The following is a 22517-nucleotide window of genomic DNA, read 5'->3' on the forward strand; positions in this document are numbered from 1 at the left end:
TGTGCGGGGGGGCAGTTATAGCTGGGCGGTGGAGGCGAAAAAGTAAAGCACCGCTGGCTTTAGTAAGCATCAATGAGAGTGGCTGATTATTATCACCTTGCCCTGTAGAAAGGAGGAGTCTGTGGGAGAGCTTGAGAAGCTGAAAAGCATGCTTGTCGAACTTAATAAAAGTAAAGCAGTGTTTACGCACCAGGCGAAGGAGTTTGAGATGTTGCAGTCTGAGATCTCTGTGCTTGAACAAAGTGCGGACTTTGATTCGGTGGCAAAAAAGAAGTTACAGAAGCTCAATGATTTTATGGCCCGTGATGGCAACCAAGCGCAACGTCAAATCGTCGAGAAGTTTGCGATATCTGAAATGAGTTTGAAAAAGGTTGGGGAACAACTGCGTTCGCTGTCCCTTGCCCATAACGAAGTAGCAGGAAACGGCGTACCCACGCCAAAAAAAAATGCGGTGAAAAAGTTCAACCGCGCCTTTGTCTGAACCCTCTGGAGAGTCAATTATGAGTATTTCTGTCGCCCCGTCCGCTTCGATCAGCCCTCTTGAGGCTGCGCGCCCAACACCGCAGACCGTGGTGAATTCGCAATCGATGTTCAGTAACGGTCTGCAGACCATGCAGAACATCATGTTGCAGCTCACTCAGTCGGGCAACGAACTGTTCGTGCAGATGAACAAGAAGTCCGAAATCGCCCGTGATGCGCAAGACAAGGCCAACCTGGTCGAAGGCGTCATGGCCAATCTGACAAAACCGGAAGACAAGAAGGAACTGCCGGCCGGGGCCATTGAGTATATGAAAGCCAACAACATTCTGGTCGATGGCAAGACCATTGATGAGTTCATGAGCGCGAAGGGCAAAACACTCGATAAAGGCGACTTGATGATGGTCAAGTCTTCGCTTGAAACGGTGGCAGGTCGTGCGACGGACTTCAACCAACAGAGCCAGCTGAAGTTGCAGCAAGTGATGCAGAACTACAGCACCTCCAACCAATTGACGCAAAGCATGCAGAGCATGCTGGCGGAAATGACCAAGGGTACCGCTTCGGCCATCCGCTGATCGGATACTGCGCTGGCCGGACAGGTTGCAGTGTTCCGGCCAGCAACGACTGATGAGCTTTCCACCGGTATCTGTAGCGGTAGTACTGGACCGGGGAGGGCAGGTAAATCGGCAGTTATTGCAAGGAGTCATCATGACACAACCTGTTTCCAGCGTCGGTCAGGACGACCACGAGGTGCTACAGCACTTCTTCGCACGCGGTGGTTCCATTCGCATGTTGGCGGATATCAAACAAAACGACATCGATCAGCTGTATGCCTATGCGACACAGCTGTTCGATGCCGGTGAAATAGAGGGCGCACGTAATGTTTATTACATGCTGGTCCGTATTGATCACTGGAACTTTGACTGCTGGTTGGCTTTGGGCTTGTGCCATCAGCGTCTGGGGCTGCACGAGGAGGCTGTCGTAAGCTTTGGTCGTGCAGGCATGATCAAGGTCGACGATCCCCGTTCAGCGTATTTCGCAGGGATCAGTCATAGCGTGATCGGCAATACCGAGTTTGCCCGCAAAGCCTTCAATGCGGCGATCAAATGGTGCAATCAGAATCCTGAGCACGAGACGATTCAACGCAGTGCGGCACAGCTGCTCGCGCATTGCGCGGTGGAGGTGTCAGCATGACCGTTACGTTGAATATGCGCCCACAGGCCGCGACACAAACCGAATCATTGCTCGCGCTGGACCCAAAAAGATCTGCCAGTGAGGTACGCGGTAGCGCCAGTGTTTTGCGTGGTACCTCGAATGTGTTCGGCGATGCTTTGAGTCAGCAGCATTCGCGGGTGAACACACCGCCCGCAGCGAAGCTGCTGGTCTCGCAACTTGAAGCAATGAAGGCCCTGGACCGGATCTTTGCGAACGTCGAAGTGAAGGGTGAAAACGGCGCTTCGGTCAGCCTGAAAGACATCGAAAAAATCCCTATGGATTCGATCATGCTGGCGTCGACGCTGCTTTCCAGCGAGATCCTGGGAAGTACCGCCGTGGCGAAGTCCAAAGCCATGGCGATCATGACCGACAAGCAGGAAAAAATTCGCCAGCAAGAAATTGTCGATTTTCGCGAGCAGATGGACAAAGCCATCGAGCAACAAGATAAAGCCAAGAAGGCCGGCATATTCGGGGTGATCTTTGATTGGATCATTGCCGCCGTCGAAGTCGTTTCGGGCATTGCAAAAATCGTCGGGGGCGCACTGACAGGCAATGTCATGCAGGTTGCCGGCGGCGCCATGGATCTGTTGGCAGGGGTTGCCGGTGTCGTCAAGGCGACAGCCAATACCCTGGCGCTGATTGACCCCGACAACGCCGAGAAATACAAGGCGGTCGCCGATGTGGCGGGAACCGTCCAGCTGAGTTTTGAGATCGCCGGTGCCGTCGTCGACGTGACGAGCGCTGCGCGCAATATGTTGGTGACCAAGGTGATCCCTAAAGTGGCGGGCACTGTAATGAAGGAGGGTGCCGAGCAAGCGCTGGTCGCCGGGATCAAGGCCGGTAGCAAGGGCGCGGTCGATCAGACGGCGAAGATGGTCGGCAAGGAAGTGGCGTCGCAGGTTTCGGGACAGATCGCCCAGAGTCTTGGCAAGGCGACGTTGGAGGCGTCCAAGACTGCGGGTAAAGAAGCGGCACAGAAAGCCGTGCAGCAGCTCGGTGTAAACCGAATGCTGGAAAAATTCTCCCAGGAAGCGATCGAACAGCTCGTGACGAAAGCAGTGAAGAAGGTTGGCCACGGCGCGATCGACAAGGGCGTTGAAATGACCGCCAAGGAAGTGACCAAGGCGGTGACCAAAGAGATCAATCGCGAAGTAATGCGGGTTGCGCTCAAGGCCTCGACTTACGCTGCGGTCAATATCACGCGTGGGGCTGTCGCCGGGGCCAGTCAGATCACCTCCGGAGCACTGGCTGTGGATCGCGCCAGATTACAGAAAGAGATCAGCCAGTTAATTCTCGATCAGCAATGGCTGCAGTCGTTTTTCGCTTTCTATAAAGAGGAGAAAGATGCCGCCATGAAGCGCATGGGCGAATTGATTGAGGGTCAGGGACAAGCGGTTCAAGAGGGTAGCAAGGTAATGGCTCAAGCCGGAGCGGTGCAGGTCCAGATCGCCTCGGCAATGGTTTGACATCAGGAGAAAAAAACGATGACTACAGTTAATAGCAAACCGTTGGTGGCGTCAGCGCCGATGCAGGACATGGGGATCACTCGGACTTCTGACACGGGTGATGGTGCTTTCTCGCGGATCAACGAAATCATCTTGCTGATGAAGAAAATGAATATCGAGATGCGCGATACCCTGCGCGGGTTTCACGACGATATGCAGCAAACTGCATTCGCGAAACAAATGACCTCGATGGAGACCAAGCAAGAGGCGATCGAGCTCACTTACAACGCGGCGATGACAAACGCAGTCAGTCAGATTGTGTCTGGGGTCGTCAGTTTTGGCGGTGCTCTGACGGGTAGCCAATTGGCCTCCTCGGCCACCACCGGATTGGGTAAAGCTACTGAAGGGGCTGGCGCAGTTGCGGCTGCGGGCACTAGCCGTGAGGCTCAGCAGGCACAGCTGTTGGGTGAGTTTCAGGCCAATGCCGCGGATAATTTCGCGAAAACCCTTGCGGCCACCGCTGACCGTGCTGCCGAGGCTTCACGTCAGTTGCGCGATGCAACGCGCGAGCTGGTCGGGCTCTATGAGCGCATGGCGAACGCAGTGCAAATGAGGGCGAGGTGACATGCAGGCACTTAAATCTGTTGATCCCGTCACGCAGTTTCTAAGGTCACAAGGCTTGCAACCAGAAGTCGCCTATTTTGAAAGCAGCGACTTCGTCATCGGCTGGCGGGTTTGCCTGGGTGATCTGGAACTGGTCTACCGGCTTGAAGAGGATACGTTGATCGTTTGCGATTTCACCGCCAAAGAGGGGGCTCAAGGGACGAGTGGAGCGGTCGCTCAGTTCGTCCATTTGATTCACCGGATCGAGCGCAACGTCCAGCAACTGCACGCGGTCCGAGGGATGTTCATTGAGAGCGTAGCGAACCCGGAGCTCAATCGGGTTCGTGAGCGGCTTGCCAGTGTTCTGGAGGCGAAAGGTGCGTCGTGGCAGGAGGTCGATGGCAAGCCCTGGCTGGTTTATCCGTTGATATCGAAGCGATCAGTGTCGGAGTAAGGGATCGGGTTTAGGGGTGGGGATATAAAATGCCTGCCCCTTTTTTTGTTCATAAAGTTATTCGCATTCGGACTTGTCTTAAGTTCATGCTGCCAGCTTTTCCCTATGATTCGGCCATCAGTTATTTTGTCTTGGCTAATTAGAGGGAAATACTTTGAAGTTCCGTAAAACACTGATCGCACTTTCCATTGTTACGATTTCGATGCCTGCTCTTGCTGCTTCTACTGGCTCGATAACCCCGGATGCTAAAGTGTGGACACAATATAGCCATGTTGAGTTGGCGCAGTTTCGTAAGCATAAATTCGAGCTGGATCAACACATTAAAAAGCTGAATAAAGACATCGGTAATAGCCTGCTTGGATCGTTACAAGCTAAGGAGCTGCTCCGGGCAAAAGCATTAACTGAAGTTCAGCGCAATAACATTGTAGACAAAATAAGATTTCTTGAAAACGCAAAGCGTGAGCACGCTGAGTTGAAGCAGGATATACAGATTCCAGTAGCTCCAGTGGTTCCGGTGGTTTCACTAGATCCTGTAGCTGCAGTAGACCTGGTAGTACCAGCAGAGCCGGTTACAGACAATATCAATAGCGAGCTAAGTCAGTTCCTGGCTGAAAATAAAGGCACCAATATCGGGGCCGCTGTGCGCGCATTGGCCCACGTGGCCGAAACTAACGATGAGGTGGCTGACGCGTTTGGACTACAGCTGGAAGGTAAAACCTCCGCCGAGATGACGGCTATCGCCAAGGAGCTGTTGCCAGAAGTGAATGGTGCAGCAGCTCTGGCGGCGATGTCGGTGCAAAAACTCACCAGCGGTGCGATTGGTGCCCGTAGCAGTGGTCTGCGCCGTGGTCTGTCTTCGGGCGAGGGTATGGGTGGAACCGGCGTTTGGGTACAAGCGCTCGGCAGCAAGGCTGACCAGAATCAGCGTGCCGGCATTGCCGGTTTCACGGCTGACAGCCGAGGCATTGCTGTTGGTGTCGATGGCAAGTTGGGCGAAGAGGTAACGCTTGGCCTGGCATTCAGCAGCGTAAACACCGATGTTAAAAGCGAAAATGGCAACTCCACCCATGTCAGTGGTCAGGCGCTGACCCTGTATGGTGGTTATGAACAGGACGCATTTTTCGCGGATGGCAGCATGACCTTGGGGCGTAACTCGAATGACTCCAAGCGCCATGTCGTGGGCAGCCTGGCAAAGGGCAGTTATGACAGTGACCTGTTTGGCTTGAATGTGATGGCAGGTTACGGTTTTGATCTGGCCCCCGGACTGACGCTCGAACCTCGCGTTGCTGGCCGCTACAGCCGGGTAGCGCTCAAGGGGTTCACGGAAAGGGGTGCACCGTTGGCGTTGAATACCGGGGGCCAGAACGTCGAAGCGTTGGAACTGGGGACCGGTGTTCGACTGCTGGGGAGCTTCGCACTGGGCCGGGGTACGCTTGAACCGCAAGTCACCGCGATGGCCTATCACGATTTTGCTGCCGATACCGCCAGTGTCAACTCCACCTATGTGGTCGGCGGTCCGTCATTTGTGACCACCGGTGCCCAGCAGGCGCGTAACAGCTATGAAGTGGGTATGGGCGTGGGCTACCGTCTGGGCGCGGTCAACTTGGGCTTGAGCTATGACTATCAGGCCAGGCAGGACTTCAAGGCCGACACTGTCCAGGCAAAGGTTCGTTACGACTTCTAAAGTAGTTTGCTCCTAGGTTTTGGCCCGCTTCGGCGGGCTTTTTTTCAGATTATCTTTATCTGTCATGCTGAACGTCGTGCCAGTTAAAATAGAAAAATGACCGGCGTGTTGCTCACCAATGCAAGTAAATGGCTTCAACTTTACTTCGATCGTATGAATATCAAGCACTTGTAGCCGCGATTCATGTTGTTTTTCCGGTCATTCGGGTGAAATTCAAGGGGGATCAATGAGCAGGTTGAACACGGAACGTTTGGTAGGCGGCCTGGTCCGAACGGTATTGACACTGCTATCGATCCTGAGTGGATTGCTCATGCCGTACGCCCATGGCAAGGAAGCGCAGCTTCTACTAAGGGCGCAAGCGTACCCTCATGTTGAGTACACGGTTTCCCTGAGTCCGGATGATTCGGCGTGGCTGAAACAGCGTGGTCAACTACGGGTCGGGGTGGTCGGGTCAGACTATGCGCCGATCGATAACGTCAATGATCTAGGAGAGTGGGAGGGTATAGGGGCGGACTATTTGGGGATCATGAGTCTGGCGCTTGGATCTGAAGTAGTGGTGAAGGGCTTTGAGTACCAGCGGGATGCCATCAAGGCATTGCAAGCGGGCAACATAGATATCTTGGCAACGACCACAGGATTCGAACGACAGTTCAAGGATCTTCGCTTTACCGAGCCGTATGTAAGAGAGCAGCCAGTGATGATTGGCAGGGCTGGTGATTCGACGCTGAACATCGATATGAATGGAAAGAAAATAGTCATCCTTGATGACTACGCTGACCTTGAAGTGGTTAAGGCTCATTATCCTCATAGTGAGATTTCCGTTGTTGATGATGTCTCCCAGGCTTTTGATCGACTGGCCGATGGGACAGTCGATGCACTGATCGACGATGAGATTTCGGCCAGTTTGTTTATTGCCAGCAACCCATTTCTGGATGTGCAGATAAAATGGGATGCGGATTTACCCGTGCAGGGTTTTGCTTTCGCCACTCGTGCCGCGGATGAGCGCTTGTTGACGTTACTCGATAGTGCGCTTGAGCGTATTCCCGACAGGGTCCGGCAAGACATTCTCCGGCAATGGACTTCGGGCGTTGGCTTGAAACTTTTGGATGACACGCTGAGCTTAAGTCAGCGAGAGTCCGCCTGGGTTAAAAACAATACCGTTGTACCGGTCGTAATATCAGAACACCCACCCTATGCTTATAAAGATGAGGCCGGACACTGGGTAGGCTTGCATATAGAAATATTGAATGCAATTACGCGAAAGACAGGGCTGCATTTTTCTTTCATTGAGGGCGTGTCTGTCAAACAACGTGAGGAACAGTTGCGTTCAGGCAAAGCCAAGATGGTGACCACATTTGTCTCCACGCCAGGACGTAAGAACTACCTGGACTTCAGTCACTCTTTCGGCTCGCAAGGTTGGATGTTTGTGGTGAGGGCTGATGAAAAAAGCCCGGTTGACCTGGCTGAGCTGATAGGCAAGCGAGTAGCGTTGTCAAAGGGGCATGCTCTTGAGGCGAGGATTCGCGAACACTTTCCGCAAATCACCTTGCTTCCCGTGCCGTCCACCCGGGACGGTATGGATATGGTTGCCCGAGGCCAGGCGGATGCAGTCATCAGTTCGCAGGGGCCGGCGTACTTCTTTGTCAATCGCTATTACAGGGGGCAGCTTAAAGTTGGGCGAAGTGTCGATATCAGGCCCGCCCCTTTGCAATTCGCGGTTGTAAAGGGTGAAGAAGAGTTATTGAGCATCTTGAATAAGTCGCTCGACTCATTGTCGATCACTGAACTACGTGCCATTCAGGTTAAATGGCTTAGCAAGGCCGGCATACTGTCTTCTGTCTGGCAAAGAATCCCTTTGTGGGTGTACCAGACAGCAGCCCTTGTGCTCCTGATGGCGCTGCTCTCCATACTTTGGAACAGGCGCTTGCAGTACCAGATCCGAGAGCGTCTCAAGGTCGAGTCCCGTTTACAGGATCAACTGGCCTTTCAACACTCCTTGCTTGATGGGATTCCCAATCCTGTTTATGTGAGAGATCGGGAAGGGTGCCTGCTCAGTTGTAATCGCAGTTATGAAGCCAGTCTCTCGATGTCTCTAAATGAACTATTGGGAACGCGAGTGCTTGACCTTGAGGCTCTGTCACCTGTGGCTGCTCAGCAGATACATGCGGACTACCTACGGTTACTGGAGCAGGGGGAGGAGCAATTCATCGACCGGCAACTGGAGTTGCATGGTGAAACCATTTTTACCTATCAATGGACGGTTCCGTTCTACAGTGCCGACGGACAGTTGCAAGGATTACTCGGCGGGTGGATCGATATTACCGAGCGTAAGCGACTCGAAATGGAGCTGCAGCAAGCACAAGTCAAGGCCGAACAGGCCAGTCGTGCAAAAAGCGATTTTCTGGCGACCATGAGCCATGAGATACGAACGCCGATGAATGCAATTATCGGTTTGCTGGAGCTGGAAATCGAGCAGGCCGCCGCTGAGGGTCACACGAGCTCAGAGTCTCTGCAGGTGGCACATGAGTCCGCCCAGACTCTGATCGGACTGATTGGTGACACTCTGGATATTGCCAAGATTGAAGCGGGGCATTTGGAGCTGACTCTCGTGCCGACGTCCTTGCAGCCTTTGATTGAAGGTGTAGTCAATATGTTTTCGGGCAAGGCGAAGCAAAAAACGCTCAAGCTCGAAATGCATTTTGCTACGGCAGCGAAAGGTTGGTATTTGCTTGACCCTCTGCGTTTGCGTCAGGTGCTGCATAACCTGGTGGGTAATGCCATCAAGTTTACCGAAGAAGGCTTTGTGCGGATTCGTCTGCAGATGCTGGCGTCGGAGGCCGGGCATTGTCGATTGAGTATGGCTGTCGAGGACAGTGGTATTGGCATTTCGACAGTCACTCAAGAAGAGATTTTCAAGCCCTTTGTCCAGGCCAGCCGGATGACTGCCCAGGAATATGGAGGGACTGGACTGGGGTTAAGCATCTCTCGTCATTTGATCGAGTTGATGGGGGGCAAGATACGAGTCCACAGTGAGCCGGGGTTAGGGACGCGGATTTTGATCGAATTGGAGCTTGAGCGTGTTTCTTCTCCAGGCCTGCTGTCTGGCGCGATCCCGGTACAGCGCCCAACTGTTCGGGGGCTGGATGTGCTCATTGCCGATGATTTTCCCGCCAATCGTCTGGTGCTGGCTCAGCAGCTCAAGTTCCTCGGGCATGACGTAACGGCCGTGGAGGACGGGGCCAAGGCCTTCGAGGCGTGGCTCCAGGGCGACTTCGATGTGGTGATAACCGATTGCAATATGCCCGTCATGAATGGCTACGTTCTGGCGCAAACCATCCGAAAGCGCGAGGGTGATGAACGCCGCGTGGGGCTTTGCCCTATCGTTGGTTTCACGGCTAACGCTTTGGCTGATGAAGAGTCCAGGTGCCTTGAAGCCGGGATGAATAAACTTCTGGTCAAGCCCGTCACGCTTAATCAGTTGTCGCAAACATTGGCGGCCATGTTGCCTGAAGAGCAGTTGCCGAATGAGTTTGATCTCGAGGAAGTCCGTCAGTTGACTCAGGCTGATACCGAGATTGCCACACAGTTACTGACAGAGCTGCGTAAGAATATCCGCGATGAAATCGAGCATCTGACGGATGCTCTTGCCAAGAATGACCGATTGGGTATTCAGGACTCACTGCACCGTCTCAAGGGCGCTGCTTGTCTGGTCAATGCGGTTGCTGTCGCCCAGGCCTGCGCAAAGATGGATACACAGGCCAGACTGGTTGCCTCGGAGCTGAAGCCATCTTGGGATGCTTTGTTGAGCGCTTTGCAGAAGCTGGATGCGGGGATCGCCCGTCATCTGCAGGCGCAGCGGATCAACAACCTTGATTAGGACTTATCCTATCCGTTCTATAGTTGGGTATCGGTAAAGTAAGAGCGCTTCCCCCTTGATATTGGATGCGCGCGCGTGCACGAGTGTTCTTATGAAATCGCTTAAAGTGTTGCTTCTTGAAGACCAACCCTTCCAGATGATGGCCATGTGTCGGATGTTGAACTCCATTGGTGTTTCCAATGTGCTCATGGCCGACAGCGCAGACAGCGCAACTCAACTGTTGGAGCGGCATCGCCATGTGGATATCACAATCTGCGATTTGCAGATGAAGGGCGCCGATGGGCTGGACTTCATCCGATATTTGAGCGAGACCGACTACGCGGGTGCTCTGATTATCGTCAGTAGCTCTGAAGTGGGCATCCTTTCCTGCGTGGCGCGTATGGCGCATGAGTCTGGTATATCTGTGCTGGGCTACCTGGAGAAACCCGCTTCCTCCTCGCATTTTCGTGTGTTGTTCGACAAGTTCATGGCGCAGCCCCGTCCACAGGAGGATCTTCGGTCTGCGTTCTATTCACAGAAGGTGGTTACGGTGCAGGAAGTAACCAAGGCGCTACAGGAGAGCGAGCTGGTCGCCTATTTTCAACCGAAAGTTGCCATGAATGGTTTGGTTGTGGGAGTGGAGGCACTGGTGCGTTGGCCGCATTCGACGTTGGGTATGTTATCGCCGGCTCAATTTTTGCCCGTCATTGAAAGCGCGGGACTTTCTGATCAGTTAATGTGGTTTATGCTCGAGCAAGCGTTGAGTGTTGCGGCTCGTCAAGAGTTACAGGATGGTTCGGCATTGCCGGTTGCTGTTAACATTTCGCCTGAAGTGCTTCTTCAGCGCGACTTTTCCAGGCGAGTCCTGGCGTTAGTCGCTAAATACGCTCTTTCGCCCGAAGTGCTGACACTCGAAATTGTCGAGAGCGTATTCTCGACCTCTTCACCCGCACGGATCGAGTCGCTGACACGGTTACGGATGAGCGGTTGCAAAGTGGCTATCGACGATTTCGGCACGGGGGCTTCGAATATGCAGCGACTGTTTGAACTGCCCATTTCAGACTTGAAAGTACCTGCTGAATTCGTGACGGGTATGGGGCGTGACGTGCGTTTGAGGGCCATTGTCGAGGGGGCGCTTATCATGGCTAGGCGGATGGGACTCACGGTGACAGTCGAGGGCGTTGAGAGCCTGGATGATTACCAGGCTCTCAGTTTGCTAGGTGAGCCATGTGTACAAGGCTACTTTATTGCGCGTCCGATGAGCGAGAAGAACTTGGCGCAGTGGTTGATTCAACATGCTCAGGCTTTTCCAGGGTAGAAAGCCGCAGGGTTGTTAATGTCCGGGTGATTCTCCTTGTCAGGAGAGCAGGCCGTGCTCCTGAGCATAAATGAAAAATGCAGCATCATTAGTGATCCCCAGCTTGCGCATGGCACTGACTTTTTGCGCACTAACCGTCTGTTTACTACGATTGAGCAGCTTGGCAATTTCCCTTGAGGCTAACCCCGAAGCTAGGAGCCGTATGACTTCGAGCTCTCGAGGCGAAAGTTCTTCTTTCTGAACGAGATGATCCGCGCCGCACCCACCGACCATCTCGATAGCATTTTTCACGGATTGGGCGATATATAGCCTGCCCACACTGGCAGCCTTAATGGCTGTGGGCAACTCGTGGGAAAGACTGGACTTGCTCAACAAGCCTTTGACACCCAGCGCCAGGATTGAGGTGAACAGTGCTGGATTATGGAGCATGGTAACGACAATGATTGGAAGTGTCGGGTGTAGCCGCCTGACTCGCTCAATGAGCCTTAGCCCATCATTCTGGTTGTCAGCCGGCATCATGAAGTCGGTTACGAGCAGGTCGCAGTCCTCTTGAGCGAGTAACTCCAATAACTCTTTAGGCGAAGTGGCTTCTCCAACTATAAAAAAGTCCTTGCTTTTGCTCAGGACAGCACCTAGTCCAAGTAAAAAAATAGGATGATCATCGGCCAGAATTATGCGTAATGACATGTGAGGACCCTTTTTTAGATTGCTCAAGTCTAGGGGCGAGGGCGAGATCAGTAAAGTAGCTTTTCGTCATGGATGTGATTTTATAAAGATGCGCAATGGAGGGCGCCTGGAAACATATGTATTGTTCTGGTGTCATAGATAGCGCGGTAAAGAGTCAACACTGGCGTAACGATACCCTTTGAACAGTGCGAACTCATCCATCATCAAGCACCGTGGTCGCGCTTTTGGCTGAGCGCCTAAAAGTAGCCTGCAAACAACGACGCTTCAGTAGTCGCGCGGTGCTCCAATGCAGGGTTGGAGGCCGCTCGCAGGCTTGGGTAACAGGTCGGCCAGGCAGGCATAGTGATCCAGCCAGCTGACTGCTTCCATTCGTTTGCCATAGTCACGACAGCAAACGCGCCGAACACGTTGAAGCGTACCGGACGGCCAAGAATGGGCAAATCACGAACGACTCGCTCGCAATACTCATGGGTCGTCGAACAAGGCTTGTGGCAGCCGCCACAGGCAGGGAAGCGTGTGGCATGAGGCGTCAGATCGACCCGTAGAGCGTTACCATCAGGCTTGATCGTGACGACAGAAAAGCCATCCAAAAAAGGAAGAAAAGTATTAGTGTCTGGCATAAGAGCGCCGGTTTATTAGATGTGTTTGTTCGCACGAACAGCATCAATCAAATCGGCGTTCTTGTTTCTGTGTTTTCCGGGACTCCCTGAAGAGCCAAAAAGAGAGAGGGGGCAATTGAACGAATACAGTGTCAGTCATAGCCGCTCGGATGTTGAGCGCTACAAACTATAGGTATACTTCTGTTCGAGCTGACGCTTTTTCAGTACATAGACCTTCATGTTGATTTCCCCGAGAATTAATTGATTATCCAGCGCACTCAACTCTCGCTTCATCAAACGATCGACGTGAGCTTTGGTCGCTTGAAAGTTGATGGATTCGGCCTCCCGATAACCGCTAACTGGATCCCACATCATTGACAGAGGCCAACTCAGCAGAAGGCGTATGGCGCGATCATCGATGCCAGCATCGATGGCAAGTTGGCCGCGTTGAAACCGGGGTGGACACCGGTCTGGTGAGCTCGACCCCGGTTAACACCTTCTAAATTAATAAGAATGCGTCCAATACTAAAAGAACCTGAAGGGCGGCTCCTCTAGCATTTGCTCCAAGAAAGAACATGGGTTCTACAGGAGCAGACATGAAAGTTCAGTCATCAGTCAGTCCACTTACCGGTCTGGATCAATCGCTGGAAGTCGCTCGTGCCCGGAGTCAGCAGGCGACCAAGGCGGTGCTGTTCGCTGACCTGCCAGGGCAGAGTTTGAGCGCGGCTCTGAAAAGTACGGTCGGCATTGCCATCAGCCGGCAACTTCCCGATATCGGCCATGCCCGTCTGGTAACGCCGCAGCCTCAGGGGCAGGCACGGGTTCTTGCAGACCAGGCAGGGTCGCGCCAGCTCACCCTGCGCCATTTCGACAATGGCGTTGCACAGCTCGAGCTCAGCCGTCCGCCTTTGACCAGCCTGGTACTCAGTGGCGGTGGGGCCAAGGGGGCGGCTTACCCGGGAGCGATCAAGGCGCTTGAAGACAAGGGCGCGCTCGACGGTATCCGCACCATGTCCGGTTCGTCTGCCGGTGGCATCACAGCAGCCTTGCTGGCGTCAGGTATGGGGGCATCGGCCTTTAAGGCGCTCTCTGACGCAATGGACTTGATCTCACTGCTGGATAGCTCCAACAAGACACACAAATTGTTCCAGCATATCTGCACCGAAGTCGGTGCCTTGGCTCAGCCCCTTCCTGTGGTGGGCGGATTTACTCAACTATTACTCAACGTGTTGCCGCGAATCCAGTCCGAAGCCGTTCCGCTGGAAAAAGTTTTACGGGAGGAGTCGAGCAAATCCGTGCTCAATCAGATCGCGGCTAACCCGACCGTCGGGCGTGAGCCTGCTGTCGTCGCCATCGCGCAAAAACTGGAGAAGGGAGGACCTGTGACCTTTGGCGATCTGGACTTGCTCAGTCAGCGCATCCCTCAGATCAAATCGCTGAACATCACCGGTACGGCGATGTTCGAGGGACGACCGCAGATGGTCGTGTTCAATGCGAGCTTGACGCCAGATATGAGCATCGCTCGTGCCGCGCACATTTCGGGCTCCTTTCCCGGGGTGTTCAAGCAGGTCAGTGAACAGGACCAACCCTTTCAGGCACAAGGCGAGCGCACGTTTTTCCAGGACGGCGGCGTCATGTTGAATGTGCCGGTGCCCGAGATGTTCGATCGACAATTTTCGAACAGTCCTTTGCGCCAATCCGACAACCTGATTCTCAAGTTTGAAGAGGCAGAGACCGCCGTCAGCGATCGCGGCACAAAAATCCAGGCGGCTGTGGATTGGGTGGTGGGGGCGCCCGTTGCCGCGCGCGGAGCCTTACAGCAAGAAGCACTGGAGGCATTTACGGATCAGACAGTTGTGGTGCCGCTGAAGACGGAGAAAGGAGACTTCAGTACTACGCTCGGCGGAACCCTGAACTTCAGCATGCCGGATGACATCAAGAACCACCTGCAGGAGCGTCTGCAACAAGCAGTCGATGCTCATCTCGACAGTCGCGCTCAGGCTCGCGAACAGTACAATTTTGCCTCAGTGGAAGAAGCGTTGATGGCTCTGGATGACGAGATGCTTGAAAGCATCGCGGCTCAGCATCCAGGGGGCACGGATGCCGTGATCGGGTTTCGCCTGGCGGCCCGCGAAGGTCTCTCGCAACTGACGGCTGCCATCGTCTCGGGTAGCGAAGCTGCGGGACGACTGCAATTGACAGGCGAGATGCGTGACGCGCTCACCCAGCTGGATGCGCTGGCTTGCACCCCGATTCGTCAGGAGTGGCTGGTCAAGGAGCTCAATCGCGCTGACAACGCGAATTACCAGCAGTTGTTGGGGACGATGCGTGGTCAAGCCGTCGAGTCGTCGGTGCTGAAGGCTGCCGACAGCGAGATGCAAAAACGCGATATCGCGGTGATTGCCGAGAACATACGTAAAGAAGTCATCGTCCCATCCTTATATCGTCCCGGACAGCCTGATTCCAACGTGGCACTGCTACGCCGCGCGGAACACAACCTGGCACGGGCCACCACATCGGTCCAGGTCAATCAGGTGCTGGACGATATCGTCGACAATTATGCGGCGCGCAATAAACCCTGGAGTAAGCCCTTGCACTCCACAACCATTGAAATGGCCCAGGCCTGGCGAGTAGCGGAGTAAGAACTTATGACGATGCAAAAGTGGTTGGAGCAGTGGAACCTGACGTTACCTACTTCGTATGTGGAGGCCTGCCGGTTACAAGTGGCGGACGGTCCCGAGCTGGTGCTGGAGAAGATGCAAGGTGGATGGTTGATGGCGATGCGCGTGGGAGCTTTACCGCACCCCTTGCAGCAGGGTGTTTTGTTGCAGCTCCTTCAGGTCAACAGTCCGTTCTCGCCACTCTATCCTGTGCGATTGACCGCTGATGGGGCGGGTGAACTGGTGCTTTGGGTGGAGGCACAGGAGGGGCAGGTAGACGTGCCTACGTTGAATGAGTGGTATGGCAAGCTTTGCCAGGGATATACCGTTCTCAGCCCTCAGCCAGTGTCTTGAGCGTGTCATCCGGTTGTCTAAAGGGCCTGAGCATATCGGTAGCTACTTCAGACTTGTCCCAGTGAAAAGTCATGCAGGGTTCGCCGACCAGGGTAGGCTCCATGTCGATGAATGCCAAGCGGTGCTGCGCATTTGGATCAATAAGTTGTCAGTTACGGTCATTGAGCGATGACGAGCCTGCTCTTAGTCTGTGGCACATAAACGATGGACGCCAAAGAGCGCCCGCACTTTTTCCGTGATTGTTCGTTGTGGAGCTACCAATGACCGCCGCTCATTACCCGCACCTGTTGGCCCCGCTGGACCTGGGTTTTACCACGCTGCGCAACCGTACACTGATGGGTTCGATGCACACTGGCCTTGAGGAAAAGCCCGGTGGTTTTGAACGCATGGCGGCGTACTTTGCCGAACGTGCTCGCGGCGGCGTTGGCCTGATGGTGACCGGCGGTATTGGCCCGAACGATGAGGGTGGTGTTTACTCCGGCGCAGCCAAGCTGACCACCGAGGAAGAAGCGCTCAAGCACCGGATCGTCACCCGTGCGGTGCACGAGGCCGGTGGCAAGATCTGCATGCAGATCCTCCACGCCGGGCGTTATGCCTACAGTCCGAAGCAGGTTGCGCCGAGTGCGATCCAGGCACCGATCAACCCGTTCAAGCCCAAAGAACTGGACGAGGAAGGCATCGAGAAGCAGATCAGCGACTTCGTCACCTGTTCGACGCTGGCGCAAACAGCCGAGTACGACGGCGTCGAGATCATGGGCTCCGAAGGTTATTTCATTAACCAGTTCCTCGCCGCCCACACCAACCACCGCACCGACCGCTGGGGTGGCAGCTACGAAAACCGTATGCGCCTGCCCGTGGAAATCGTCCGTCGAGTACGCGAAGCGGTGGGCCCGAACTTCATCATCATCTTCCGCCTGTCGATGCTCGATCTGGTGGAAGGTGGCAGCAGTTGGGAAGAAATCGTTCAGTTGGCCAAGGCCATCGAGCACGCGGGCGCAACCATCATCAACACCGGGATCGGCTGGCATGAAGCGCGGATTCCGACCATCGCCACCAAGGTTCCACGTGCTGCGTTCAGCAAGGTCACGGCCAAGCTGCGTGGTTCAGTGAATATTCCGCTGATCACCACCAACCGGATCAATACCCCGGAAGTCGCCGAGCAGATCCTTGCCGAAGGTGATGCCGACATGGTGTCGATGGCGCGGCCGTTCCTCGCCGACCCGGAGTTCGTCAACAAGGCCGCTGCCGGTCGCGCTGATGAAATCAATACCTGCATCGGTTGCAACCAGGCCTGCCTGGACCACACCTTCGGCGGCAAATTGACCTCGTGTCTGGTGAACCCGCGGGCGTGCCATGAAACCGAACTCAACTACCTGCCGGTGCAGCAGATCAAGAAAATTGCCGTGGTCGGCGCCGGTCCCGCCGGTTTGTCCGCGGCAACCGTGGCTGCCGAGCGTGGTCATCAGGTGACGCTGTTCGACTCCGCCAGTGAAATCGGCGGCCAGTTCAACGTCGCCAAGCGCGTGCCGGGCAAGGAAGAGTTCTTCGAAACCCTGCGTTACTTCAAGCGCAAGCTGCAGACCACGAATGTCGAGGTGTGCCTGAACACGCGGGTCGATGTCGCGCAACTGGTGGACGGTGGTTATGACGAGGTGATTCTGGCCACCGGTATTGCGCCGCGTGTGCCAGCGATTCCGGGCGTCGAGAATGCCAAGGTGTTGAGCTATCTGGACGTGATCCTCGAACGCAAACCGGTCGGCAAGAACGTCGCGGTGATCGGTGCTGGCGGTATCGGTTTTGACGTTTCGGAATTCCTCGTGCATCAAGGCGTCGCCACCAGTCAGGACCGTGAAGCGTTCTGGAAGGAGTGGGGCATCGATACTCACCTGGAGGCCCGCGGTGGCGTCGCCGGGATCAAGGCCGAACCTCATGCACCGGCACGCCAGGTGTTCCTGTTGCAGCGCAAGAAATCCAAGGTTGGCGACGGTCTGGGCAAAACCACTGGCTGGATTCACCGTACTGGGCTGAAGAACAAGCACGTACAGATGCTCAACAGTGTCGAGTACCTGAAGATCGATGATGAAGGCTTGCACATCCGCATCGGCGAAACCGGTGAACCGCAGCTGCTGGCGGTGGACAACATCGTGATCTGCGCCGGCCAGGACGCGTTGCGCGAGTTGCACGACGGCCTGGTGGCTGCCGGGCAGAACGTGCATTTGATCGGTGGTGCGGACGTGGCGGCCGAGCTGGATGCGAAACGCGCAATCAATCAGGGTTCGCGTCTGGCTGCCGAGCTCTGATAGTGATCGCAGGTTAAGCGTGCCAATGGCTATCGCGAGCAGGCTCGCTCCCACAGGATTGACGTTGTTCACCGAATGGTGGTTCAACTCTGAACCCCTGTGGGAGCGGGCCTGCCCGCGATGGCGTCCTGTCTGCTGCTAAGATGCCGGCTCTTTCCCAAAGAGCCGGCATCAATGCTTTCTCCTTCCAGCGACTGGCTGCCCCAGCCCCCCCTCGAACCGCTTCATCTCGACTGGCTCACCAACGCCGGTATCGACGTGGCGGTACTGCGTCTGGACCGGATCGACCCGCTGATCTCTGGCAACAAGTGGTTCAAGCTCATTGATCATCTAAGGGTGGCCCGTGAGGCCGGTGCCGAAGGTGTGATCAGTCTGGGCGGCGCCTGGTCCAATCATCTGCATGCGCTGGCGGCGGCGGGCAAACGCTTTGGTTTTCCTACCGTCGGCCTGCTGCGCGGACATCCACAAGACACTCCGACCGTCCAGGATTTGCAGGCGTTTGGCATGCAATTGCACTGGTTGGGTTACGGCGGTTATCGCGCGCGACACGAACCGGGTTTCTGGCAACCCTGGCAGGCGCAATATCCGCATCTGCATCCGATCCCTGAGGGCGGCGGTGGTTTACTCGGTGCGCGTGGTTGTGGGCAATTGCTGACACTGGTCCGTGAACAATTGAGCGAATTGGATTGGAACGACCATGATGGCTGGTGGCTGGCCTGCGGAACGGGCACCACGCTGGCCGGGCTGGTGCTGGCCGAGGCAGGAAGGCATCCGGTGTATGGTGTGCTGGCCGTGCCCGATGATCATGGCGTGGCGCAGCAGGTTGAAGCGATTCTCGGCGAATGCGGTTTGCCGGACGGGGGATATGCGCTGTTCGACGGCAGTCGCGGCGGCTTCGCCAACGTCGACCCGCTGCTGCTGGAGTTTATCGAAGGTTGCGAGCAGGCCAGCGGTATCCCGCTGGAGCCGCTGTACACCGGCAAGGCGCTATTGACGCTCAAGGAGCAGGTCGAAGCCGGGCGTTTTGTTCGCGGTACGCGCTTGATATTCGTGCACACCGGCGGTTTGCAGGGCCGCCGGGGAGCGCCTTTCAGTCAGGGCTGATGCGCTTGGGCATCATCCGCAGCAGGGTGTTATCGCGTACCACGTAATGATGATACAGCCCGGCCGCGGCATGCAGGCCGATCAACCAATAGCCGATGGTGCCTGCGAGTTGATGCCAGCCCTGGATTTGCTTGGCCAGCGGTTTGTCTTCCCCGATCAGCAACGGCAGGTCAACACCGTAGAACATCACTTGCTGACCTTTGGCGCTGGTGACCAGCCAGCCGAGAATCGGCGTGGCAATCATGAAAATATACAGCGCCCAGTGCATCAACCGGGCGAGCACGGTTTGCCATGGGGGCGATGCCGGGAAAATTTTCGGAGCGCTTCCCAGGCTACGGGCGAACAGCCGTAACCAGACCAGCACGAACACCGTGAGGCCGAACATGAAGTGCGCTTCCGTGATCAGGGTTCGGCCGCCACTGCCCCTGGGAAACATCCCCCGCAGTTCGATACAGGCGTAGACCACTGCCAGCAGTACCAACATCAACCAGTGCAGCGCGATTGATACGGTGCTGTAGCGTGATTCGGAATTCTTCCAAGGCATACGGTTTTCCTCGCTTTTCAGGTCTGAAGTCTCCGTTCTTATGCGACGGAGTGCCTTAACTGTAATCCTGTTTGCGTGGATTTGCCTGAGTCAGGTCAGGCTTTCTGCCTCAACGAACGCTCTGCGACAGACTATTGGGCAGCAATAAGCGCCAGCCCCGTTCAAGGGCCGGCGCTTTTTGCTACGCGCTGCGCCAATTAGCTGCTTTGTGGCATCTCACCGTTGGCCAGACGCTTGTTAATGTCGGCGATAACCTGCGGCAGGTCGGTGATGGTGTCGATCATGTAATGCGGGCGTGAACCTTCGAACAACCCGTGAATGCGTTTGCGTTCGCTGGCGAGGGTGTCACTGCCCAGCGCGCGATAACCGTCGTAGGTCAGTCCCAGCGCGTTGCCCGAGCAGATCAGCGCGACGGTCCACATGCCGGCACGGCGACCTTCGAGAATGCCCGGCACGGTGTCGTCGATCTTCACACACGCAGCGACGTCGTCGATGCCCAGGGCGATCACGTTGGCCAGGGCCTGAGCCGGCCATGGGCGGCCATTCGGCACTTCGTCGGTGGCGACCACGTGGTCAGCCACGTAGCCGTTGGCGGCAGCCAGTTCGACGACTTTGTCCATGACTTGCTTCGGATAACCGGAGCACGAGCCGATCTTTATCCCTTGTCGGCGCAGGTTGGCGATGGTGTCCAGAGCGCCAGGAATCAACGCAGAGTGCTCGGCGATTTTTTCGATTTGCAGTGGCATGAAGCGTTTGTAGATGGCGGTCACGTCATCGTCGGTCGGCGCACGACCGAAGACCTTGCGATAACGCTCGGCCACTTCAGGCTGATCGCAGAGCGTGCGGATGTGGTCCCACTTGCCCATGCCCATCGGCCCGCGGGCTTCTTCGATGGACACCCGGACGTCGAATTCGGCAAAGGCTTCGACGAAGATCTGGGTCGGTGCGAAAGAGCCGAAATCGACCACGGTGCCGGCCCAGTCGAGGATGGCGGCTTGCAGTTGAGTTGGGTTGTTGTAGTTCATGTTTCAAATCCTGTAATGGGGAGAATGATGAGCGAAGCCATGACTCGATCCGTAGCAGCTGCCTCGCGGGCTCGACAGCTGCTACGGATCGGTGAAAAGTCAGATATCGAGGACTTCCATTTCGCGCAGCACTTGCGCGATGGCAGCCACAGCCGCTCGCATCTCGGCCTGATTGACGTGGCCGATGCAGCCGACGCGGAAGGTTTCGACCTGGGTCAATTTGCCCGGGTAGAGGATGAAACCCTTGGCTTTCACACGTTCGTAGAATTCTTTGAATTGGTAGCGCGGATCTTTTGGCGCATGGAAGGTGACGATGATCGGCGCCTGGATCGCGGCCGGCAGGAAGCTGCGCAAGCCGAGTTTGGCCATCTCATCGAGCAGTACCTGACAATTGTTTGCGTAACGCTGATACCGCGCCGGCAGGCCGCCTTCTTCGTTGTATTGCAGCAGCGCTTCGTGCAGCGCTGCGACCACGTGGGTCGGCGGGGTGAAGCGCCATTGACCGGTCCTGGCCATGTAGGTGTATTGGTCGAACAGGTCCATCGCCAGCGAGTGGGAGTTGCCGGCGGCATTCGCCAGGGCGGACTTGTTGGCGAAGACGAAACCCATCCCCGGTACGCCTTCCAGGCATTTGCCGGAGGCTGCGATCAGTGCGTCGAACGGCACGTATTGAGCGTCGATCGGCAGCGCGCCGAAAGAGCTCATGGCGTCGATGATCAGACGTTTGCCATGTTGGGCGATGACCTGGGCGATTTCCGGCAAAGGATTCAGAATCCCGGTGCTGGTTTCGCAGTGGATCAGCGCCACGTGGGTAATGCTGCTGTCGGCGCGCAGCAGGCGGTCGACGTCGGCGGCGGTGGTCGGTTCGTCTTCAGCAGTTTCGAAGGTGCTGAAGGCGCGACCGAGCACTTCACAGATTTTCGCCAGGCGTTTGCCGTAAGCGCCATTGATCAGCACCAGCACTTTACCGTCGCGGGGCACCAGAGTGCCGATCGCGGCTTCGACGGCGAAGGTGCCGCTGCCCTGCAAAGGCACGCAGTGGTGGCTGTCGGCCCCGTTGATGATTGCCAGCAGCTGTTCGCAGAGGCTGGCGGTCAATTGGTTGAAACGGTCATCCCATGAACCCCAGTCCATCATCATTGCCTGACGGGTGCGTTGCGACGTGGTCAATGGGCCGGGGGTGAGCAGGATGGGTTCGGCAGTACTCATTCGGGTGTCCTCGCAATCAGTGGGATGAAACTGCGGGAGATAAATTGCAATTTGGCGAGTCATCAATCAAATTGTTTGTTGTTATGCCAGCCATCAGTAAGGCCGATAGCTATGAACCTGTTCCAACTCCGCGCATTTGATGCCGTGGCCCGTGAAGGCAGCTTCACCCGTGCTGCTGCCCGTTTGTTCATCAGCCAGCCGGCGGTCACCGGCCATATCAAGGCCCTGGAGGAGCACTATCAGATCACCTTGCTGCGGCGCACCGCACGGCGGGTCGAGCTGACGGAGGAGGGCACCAGGCTTGCGGCGATTACCCGGGCGATGTTCGGCCTGGCTGAAGAGGCGCAAGTGATGCTTGAGGCCAATCGGCAGTTATTGACCGGTCGTTTGGAAGTGGCGGCGGATGGTCCGCACCTGGTCATGCCGATGCTCGCCAGCCTGCGTGCGCGGTATCCGGGGATCACCGTGAACCTGCGGCTGGGCAATGCCCAGGAAACCCTGGCAGCGTTGTTGTCCGAGCACGCCGACGTGGCGGTGCTGACCGAGGTCGAGCCACGCAAGGGCCTGCACCTGCAAGCCTTGAGCGAGTCACGGATCTGCGCGCTGGTGCCGGAGGGACACCCATGGTCGACGCAGCACGAAGGGATCGCGCTCAAGCAACTGGATCAAGTGATCATGGTGTTGCGCGAGCCGAGTTCGATCACCCGGCGCACCTTCGATGACGCCTGTGCTCAGGCCAGGATCAATCCACGGGTGCTGCTGGAGCTGGACAGCCGTGAAGCCGTCACCGAGGCGGTGGCGGCCGAGTTGGGGGTGGGCGTGGTGTCTTCGGTGGAAGTCAGCCACGACCCGCGCGTGCGGGCCGTGCCGATTATTGGCGAAGGGCTGGTCAACCGGCACCTGATCGGTTGCATGGAACGGCGGCGGGATTTGCGCTTGATACAGGCGTTTTTCGATCTCGCACCGAACTCTGTGTAGCTGCC

19 protein-coding genes are annotated in these 22517 nt (G+C 56.0%); 14 read left to right on the forward strand and 5 right to left on the reverse strand.

Going from position 1 to position 22517, the window contains the following annotated elements; all coding sequences use genetic code 11:
- The first annotated feature begins 121 nt into the window (after positions 1-121).
- The 9 genes from NTD87_RS05065 (at position 122) to NTD87_RS05105 (ending at position 11052) form a co-directional block, all read left to right on the forward strand.
- Entirely contained in the window at positions 122-481 is a 360-nt protein-coding gene (locus tag NTD87_RS05065; RefSeq protein ID WP_262112309.1) for a hypothetical protein, read from the forward strand.
- A gap of 19 nt (positions 482-500) precedes the next feature.
- The gene (locus NTD87_RS05070; RefSeq protein ID WP_262112311.1) at positions 501-1052 is read left to right on the forward strand and encodes a hypothetical protein; all 552 of its coding nucleotides are present in this window, start codon (positions 501-503) and stop codon (positions 1050-1052) included.
- Positions 1053-1104: 52 nt separating this feature from the next.
- Positions 1105-1671 carry a SycD/LcrH family type III secretion system chaperone gene (locus NTD87_RS05075; protein ID WP_262112313.1) on the forward strand — a complete coding sequence of 189 codons (567 nt, stop codon included), beginning with the start codon at positions 1105-1107 and terminating at the stop codon, positions 1669-1671.
- 14 nt (positions 1672-1685) lie between these two features.
- Complete coding sequence (gene sctE / locus NTD87_RS05080) at positions 1686-3158, forward strand: type III secretion system translocon subunit SctE (RefSeq protein WP_262112316.1); 1473 nt, start codon at positions 1686-1688, stop codon at positions 3156-3158.
- Between the two features lie 69 nt (positions 3159-3227).
- Positions 3228-3761 carry a hypothetical protein gene (locus NTD87_RS05085; protein ID WP_262112318.1) on the forward strand — a complete coding sequence of 178 codons (534 nt, stop codon included), beginning with the start codon at positions 3228-3230 and terminating at the stop codon, positions 3759-3761.
- A 1-nt stretch (position 3762) separates the two neighbouring features.
- A complete protein-coding gene (locus NTD87_RS05090; protein ID WP_262112320.1) occupies positions 3763-4194 on the forward strand; it encodes a hypothetical protein in 432 nt (143 codons plus the stop codon).
- A 154-nt stretch (positions 4195-4348) separates the two neighbouring features.
- Positions 4349-5878 carry an autotransporter outer membrane beta-barrel domain-containing protein gene (locus NTD87_RS05095; protein WP_262112321.1) on the forward strand — a complete coding sequence of 510 codons (1530 nt, stop codon included), beginning with the start codon at positions 4349-4351 and terminating at the stop codon, positions 5876-5878.
- Positions 5879-6104: 226 nt separating this feature from the next.
- The gene (locus tag NTD87_RS05100; RefSeq protein ID WP_262112322.1) at positions 6105-9755 is read left to right on the forward strand and encodes a transporter substrate-binding domain-containing protein; all 3651 of its coding nucleotides are present in this window, start codon (positions 6105-6107) and stop codon (positions 9753-9755) included.
- 91 nt (positions 9756-9846) lie between these two features.
- Positions 9847-11052, forward strand: coding sequence for an EAL domain-containing protein (locus tag NTD87_RS05105; RefSeq protein ID WP_262112323.1), 1206 nt, complete (start codon positions 9847-9849; stop codon positions 11050-11052).
- Between the two features lie 39 nt (positions 11053-11091).
- On the opposite strand, the gene NTD87_RS05110 is transcribed toward NTD87_RS05105, so the two are convergent.
- Both NTD87_RS05110 and NTD87_RS05115 read right to left on the reverse strand, forming a co-directional pair.
- The gene (locus NTD87_RS05110; protein WP_262112325.1) at positions 11092-11739 is read right to left on the reverse strand and encodes a response regulator transcription factor; all 648 of its coding nucleotides are present in this window, start codon (positions 11737-11739) and stop codon (positions 11092-11094) included.
- A gap of 236 nt (positions 11740-11975) precedes the next feature.
- Entirely contained in the window at positions 11976-12359 is a 384-nt protein-coding gene (locus NTD87_RS05115; protein WP_262112326.1) for a hypothetical protein, read from the reverse strand.
- 665 nt (positions 12360-13024) lie between these two features.
- Between NTD87_RS05115 and NTD87_RS05120 the strand changes: the two genes are divergently transcribed.
- The 4 genes from NTD87_RS05120 to NTD87_RS05135 all read left to right on the forward strand — a co-directional run bounded on the left by NTD87_RS05120 (position 13025) and on the right by NTD87_RS05135 (position 18756).
- Positions 13025-14980 carry a patatin-like phospholipase family protein gene (locus tag NTD87_RS05120; protein WP_315975275.1) on the forward strand — a complete coding sequence of 652 codons (1956 nt, stop codon included), beginning with the start codon at positions 13025-13027 and terminating at the stop codon, positions 14978-14980.
- Between the two features lie 6 nt (positions 14981-14986).
- Positions 14987-15352 carry a CesT family type III secretion system chaperone gene (locus tag NTD87_RS05125; RefSeq protein WP_262112330.1) on the forward strand — a complete coding sequence of 122 codons (366 nt, stop codon included), beginning with the start codon at positions 14987-14989 and terminating at the stop codon, positions 15350-15352.
- A gap of 260 nt (positions 15353-15612) precedes the next feature.
- Positions 15613-17652 carry an NADPH-dependent 2,4-dienoyl-CoA reductase gene (locus NTD87_RS05130; RefSeq protein WP_262112332.1) on the forward strand — a complete coding sequence of 680 codons (2040 nt, stop codon included), beginning with the start codon at positions 15613-15615 and terminating at the stop codon, positions 17650-17652.
- A 174-nt stretch (positions 17653-17826) separates the two neighbouring features.
- Entirely contained in the window at positions 17827-18756 is a 930-nt protein-coding gene (locus tag NTD87_RS05135; RefSeq protein WP_262112334.1) for a 1-aminocyclopropane-1-carboxylate deaminase/D-cysteine desulfhydrase, read from the forward strand.
- Here the strand turns inward: NTD87_RS05135 and NTD87_RS05140 are convergent.
- The 3 genes from NTD87_RS05140 to NTD87_RS05150 form a co-directional block, all read right to left on the reverse strand.
- The gene (locus NTD87_RS05140; RefSeq protein WP_262112336.1) at positions 18743-19300 is read right to left on the reverse strand and encodes a cytochrome b; all 558 of its coding nucleotides are present in this window, start codon (positions 19298-19300) and stop codon (positions 18743-18745) included. The genes NTD87_RS05135 and NTD87_RS05140 overlap by 14 nt on opposite strands.
- 197 nt (positions 19301-19497) lie before the next feature.
- Positions 19498-20325, reverse strand: a complete 828-nt coding sequence (phnX, locus tag NTD87_RS05145; protein ID WP_262112337.1) for a phosphonoacetaldehyde hydrolase — start codon at positions 20323-20325, stop codon at positions 19498-19500.
- 99 nt (positions 20326-20424) lie between these two features.
- Positions 20425-21534 (reverse strand): 2-aminoethylphosphonate--pyruvate transaminase, encoded by a 1110-nt coding sequence (locus NTD87_RS05150; protein WP_262112338.1) that lies wholly within the window; start codon positions 21532-21534, stop codon positions 20425-20427.
- 111 nt (positions 21535-21645) lie between these two features.
- Between NTD87_RS05150 and NTD87_RS05155 the strand changes: the two genes are divergently transcribed.
- Positions 21646-22512: a LysR substrate-binding domain-containing protein gene (locus NTD87_RS05155; RefSeq protein ID WP_262112339.1), complete on the forward strand. Its 867-nt coding sequence runs from the start codon at positions 21646-21648 to the stop codon at positions 22510-22512.
- The last annotated feature ends 5 nt before the right edge of the window (positions 22513-22517 follow it).

Source organism: Pseudomonas sp. 6D_7.1_Bac1, from assembly GCF_025465945.1.
Classification (GTDB): Bacteria; Pseudomonadota; Gammaproteobacteria; order Pseudomonadales; family Pseudomonadaceae; genus Aquipseudomonas.

Bases quoted from the DNA above. Each gene is read 5' to 3' on its own strand.
- NTD87_RS05070 (WP_262112311.1), top strand. From the start codon at position 501: ATGAGTATTTCTGTCGCCCCGTCCGCTTCGATCAGCCCTCTTGAGGCT.
- NTD87_RS05075 (WP_262112313.1), top strand. From the start codon at position 1,105: ATGAGCTTTCCACCGGTATCTGTAGCGGTAGTACTGGACCGGGGAGGG.
- sctE (WP_262112316.1), top strand. From the start codon at position 1,686: ATGCGCCCACAGGCCGCGACACAAACCGAATCATTGCTCGCGCTGGAC.
- NTD87_RS05085 (WP_262112318.1), top strand. From the start codon at position 3,228: ATGGGGATCACTCGGACTTCTGACACGGGTGATGGTGCTTTCTCGCGG.
- NTD87_RS05090 (WP_262112320.1), top strand. From the start codon at position 3,763: ATGCAGGCACTTAAATCTGTTGATCCCGTCACGCAGTTTCTAAGGTCA.
- NTD87_RS05100 (WP_262112322.1), top strand. From the start codon at position 6,105: ATGAGCAGGTTGAACACGGAACGTTTGGTAGGCGGCCTGGTCCGAACG.
- NTD87_RS05105 (WP_262112323.1), top strand. From the start codon at position 9,847: ATGAAATCGCTTAAAGTGTTGCTTCTTGAAGACCAACCCTTCCAGATG.
- NTD87_RS05110 (WP_262112325.1), bottom strand. From the start codon at position 11,739: ATGTCATTACGCATAATTCTGGCCGATGATCATCCTATTTTTTTACTT.
- NTD87_RS05115 (WP_262112326.1), bottom strand. From the start codon at position 12,359: ATGCCAGACACTAATACTTTTCTTCCTTTTTTGGATGGCTTTTCTGTC.
- NTD87_RS05125 (WP_262112330.1), top strand. From the start codon at position 14,987: ATGACGATGCAAAAGTGGTTGGAGCAGTGGAACCTGACGTTACCTACT.
- NTD87_RS05130 (WP_262112332.1), top strand. From the start codon at position 15,613: ATGACCGCCGCTCATTACCCGCACCTGTTGGCCCCGCTGGACCTGGGT.
- NTD87_RS05135 (WP_262112334.1), top strand. From the start codon at position 17,827: ATGCTTTCTCCTTCCAGCGACTGGCTGCCCCAGCCCCCCCTCGAACCG.
- NTD87_RS05140 (WP_262112336.1), bottom strand. From the start codon at position 19,300: ATGCCTTGGAAGAATTCCGAATCACGCTACAGCACCGTATCAATCGCG.
- phnX (WP_262112337.1), bottom strand. From the start codon at position 20,325: ATGAACTACAACAACCCAACTCAACTGCAAGCCGCCATCCTCGACTGG.
- NTD87_RS05150 (WP_262112338.1), bottom strand. From the start codon at position 21,534: ATGAGTACTGCCGAACCCATCCTGCTCACCCCCGGCCCATTGACCACG.
- NTD87_RS05155 (WP_262112339.1), top strand. From the start codon at position 21,646: ATGAACCTGTTCCAACTCCGCGCATTTGATGCCGTGGCCCGTGAAGGC.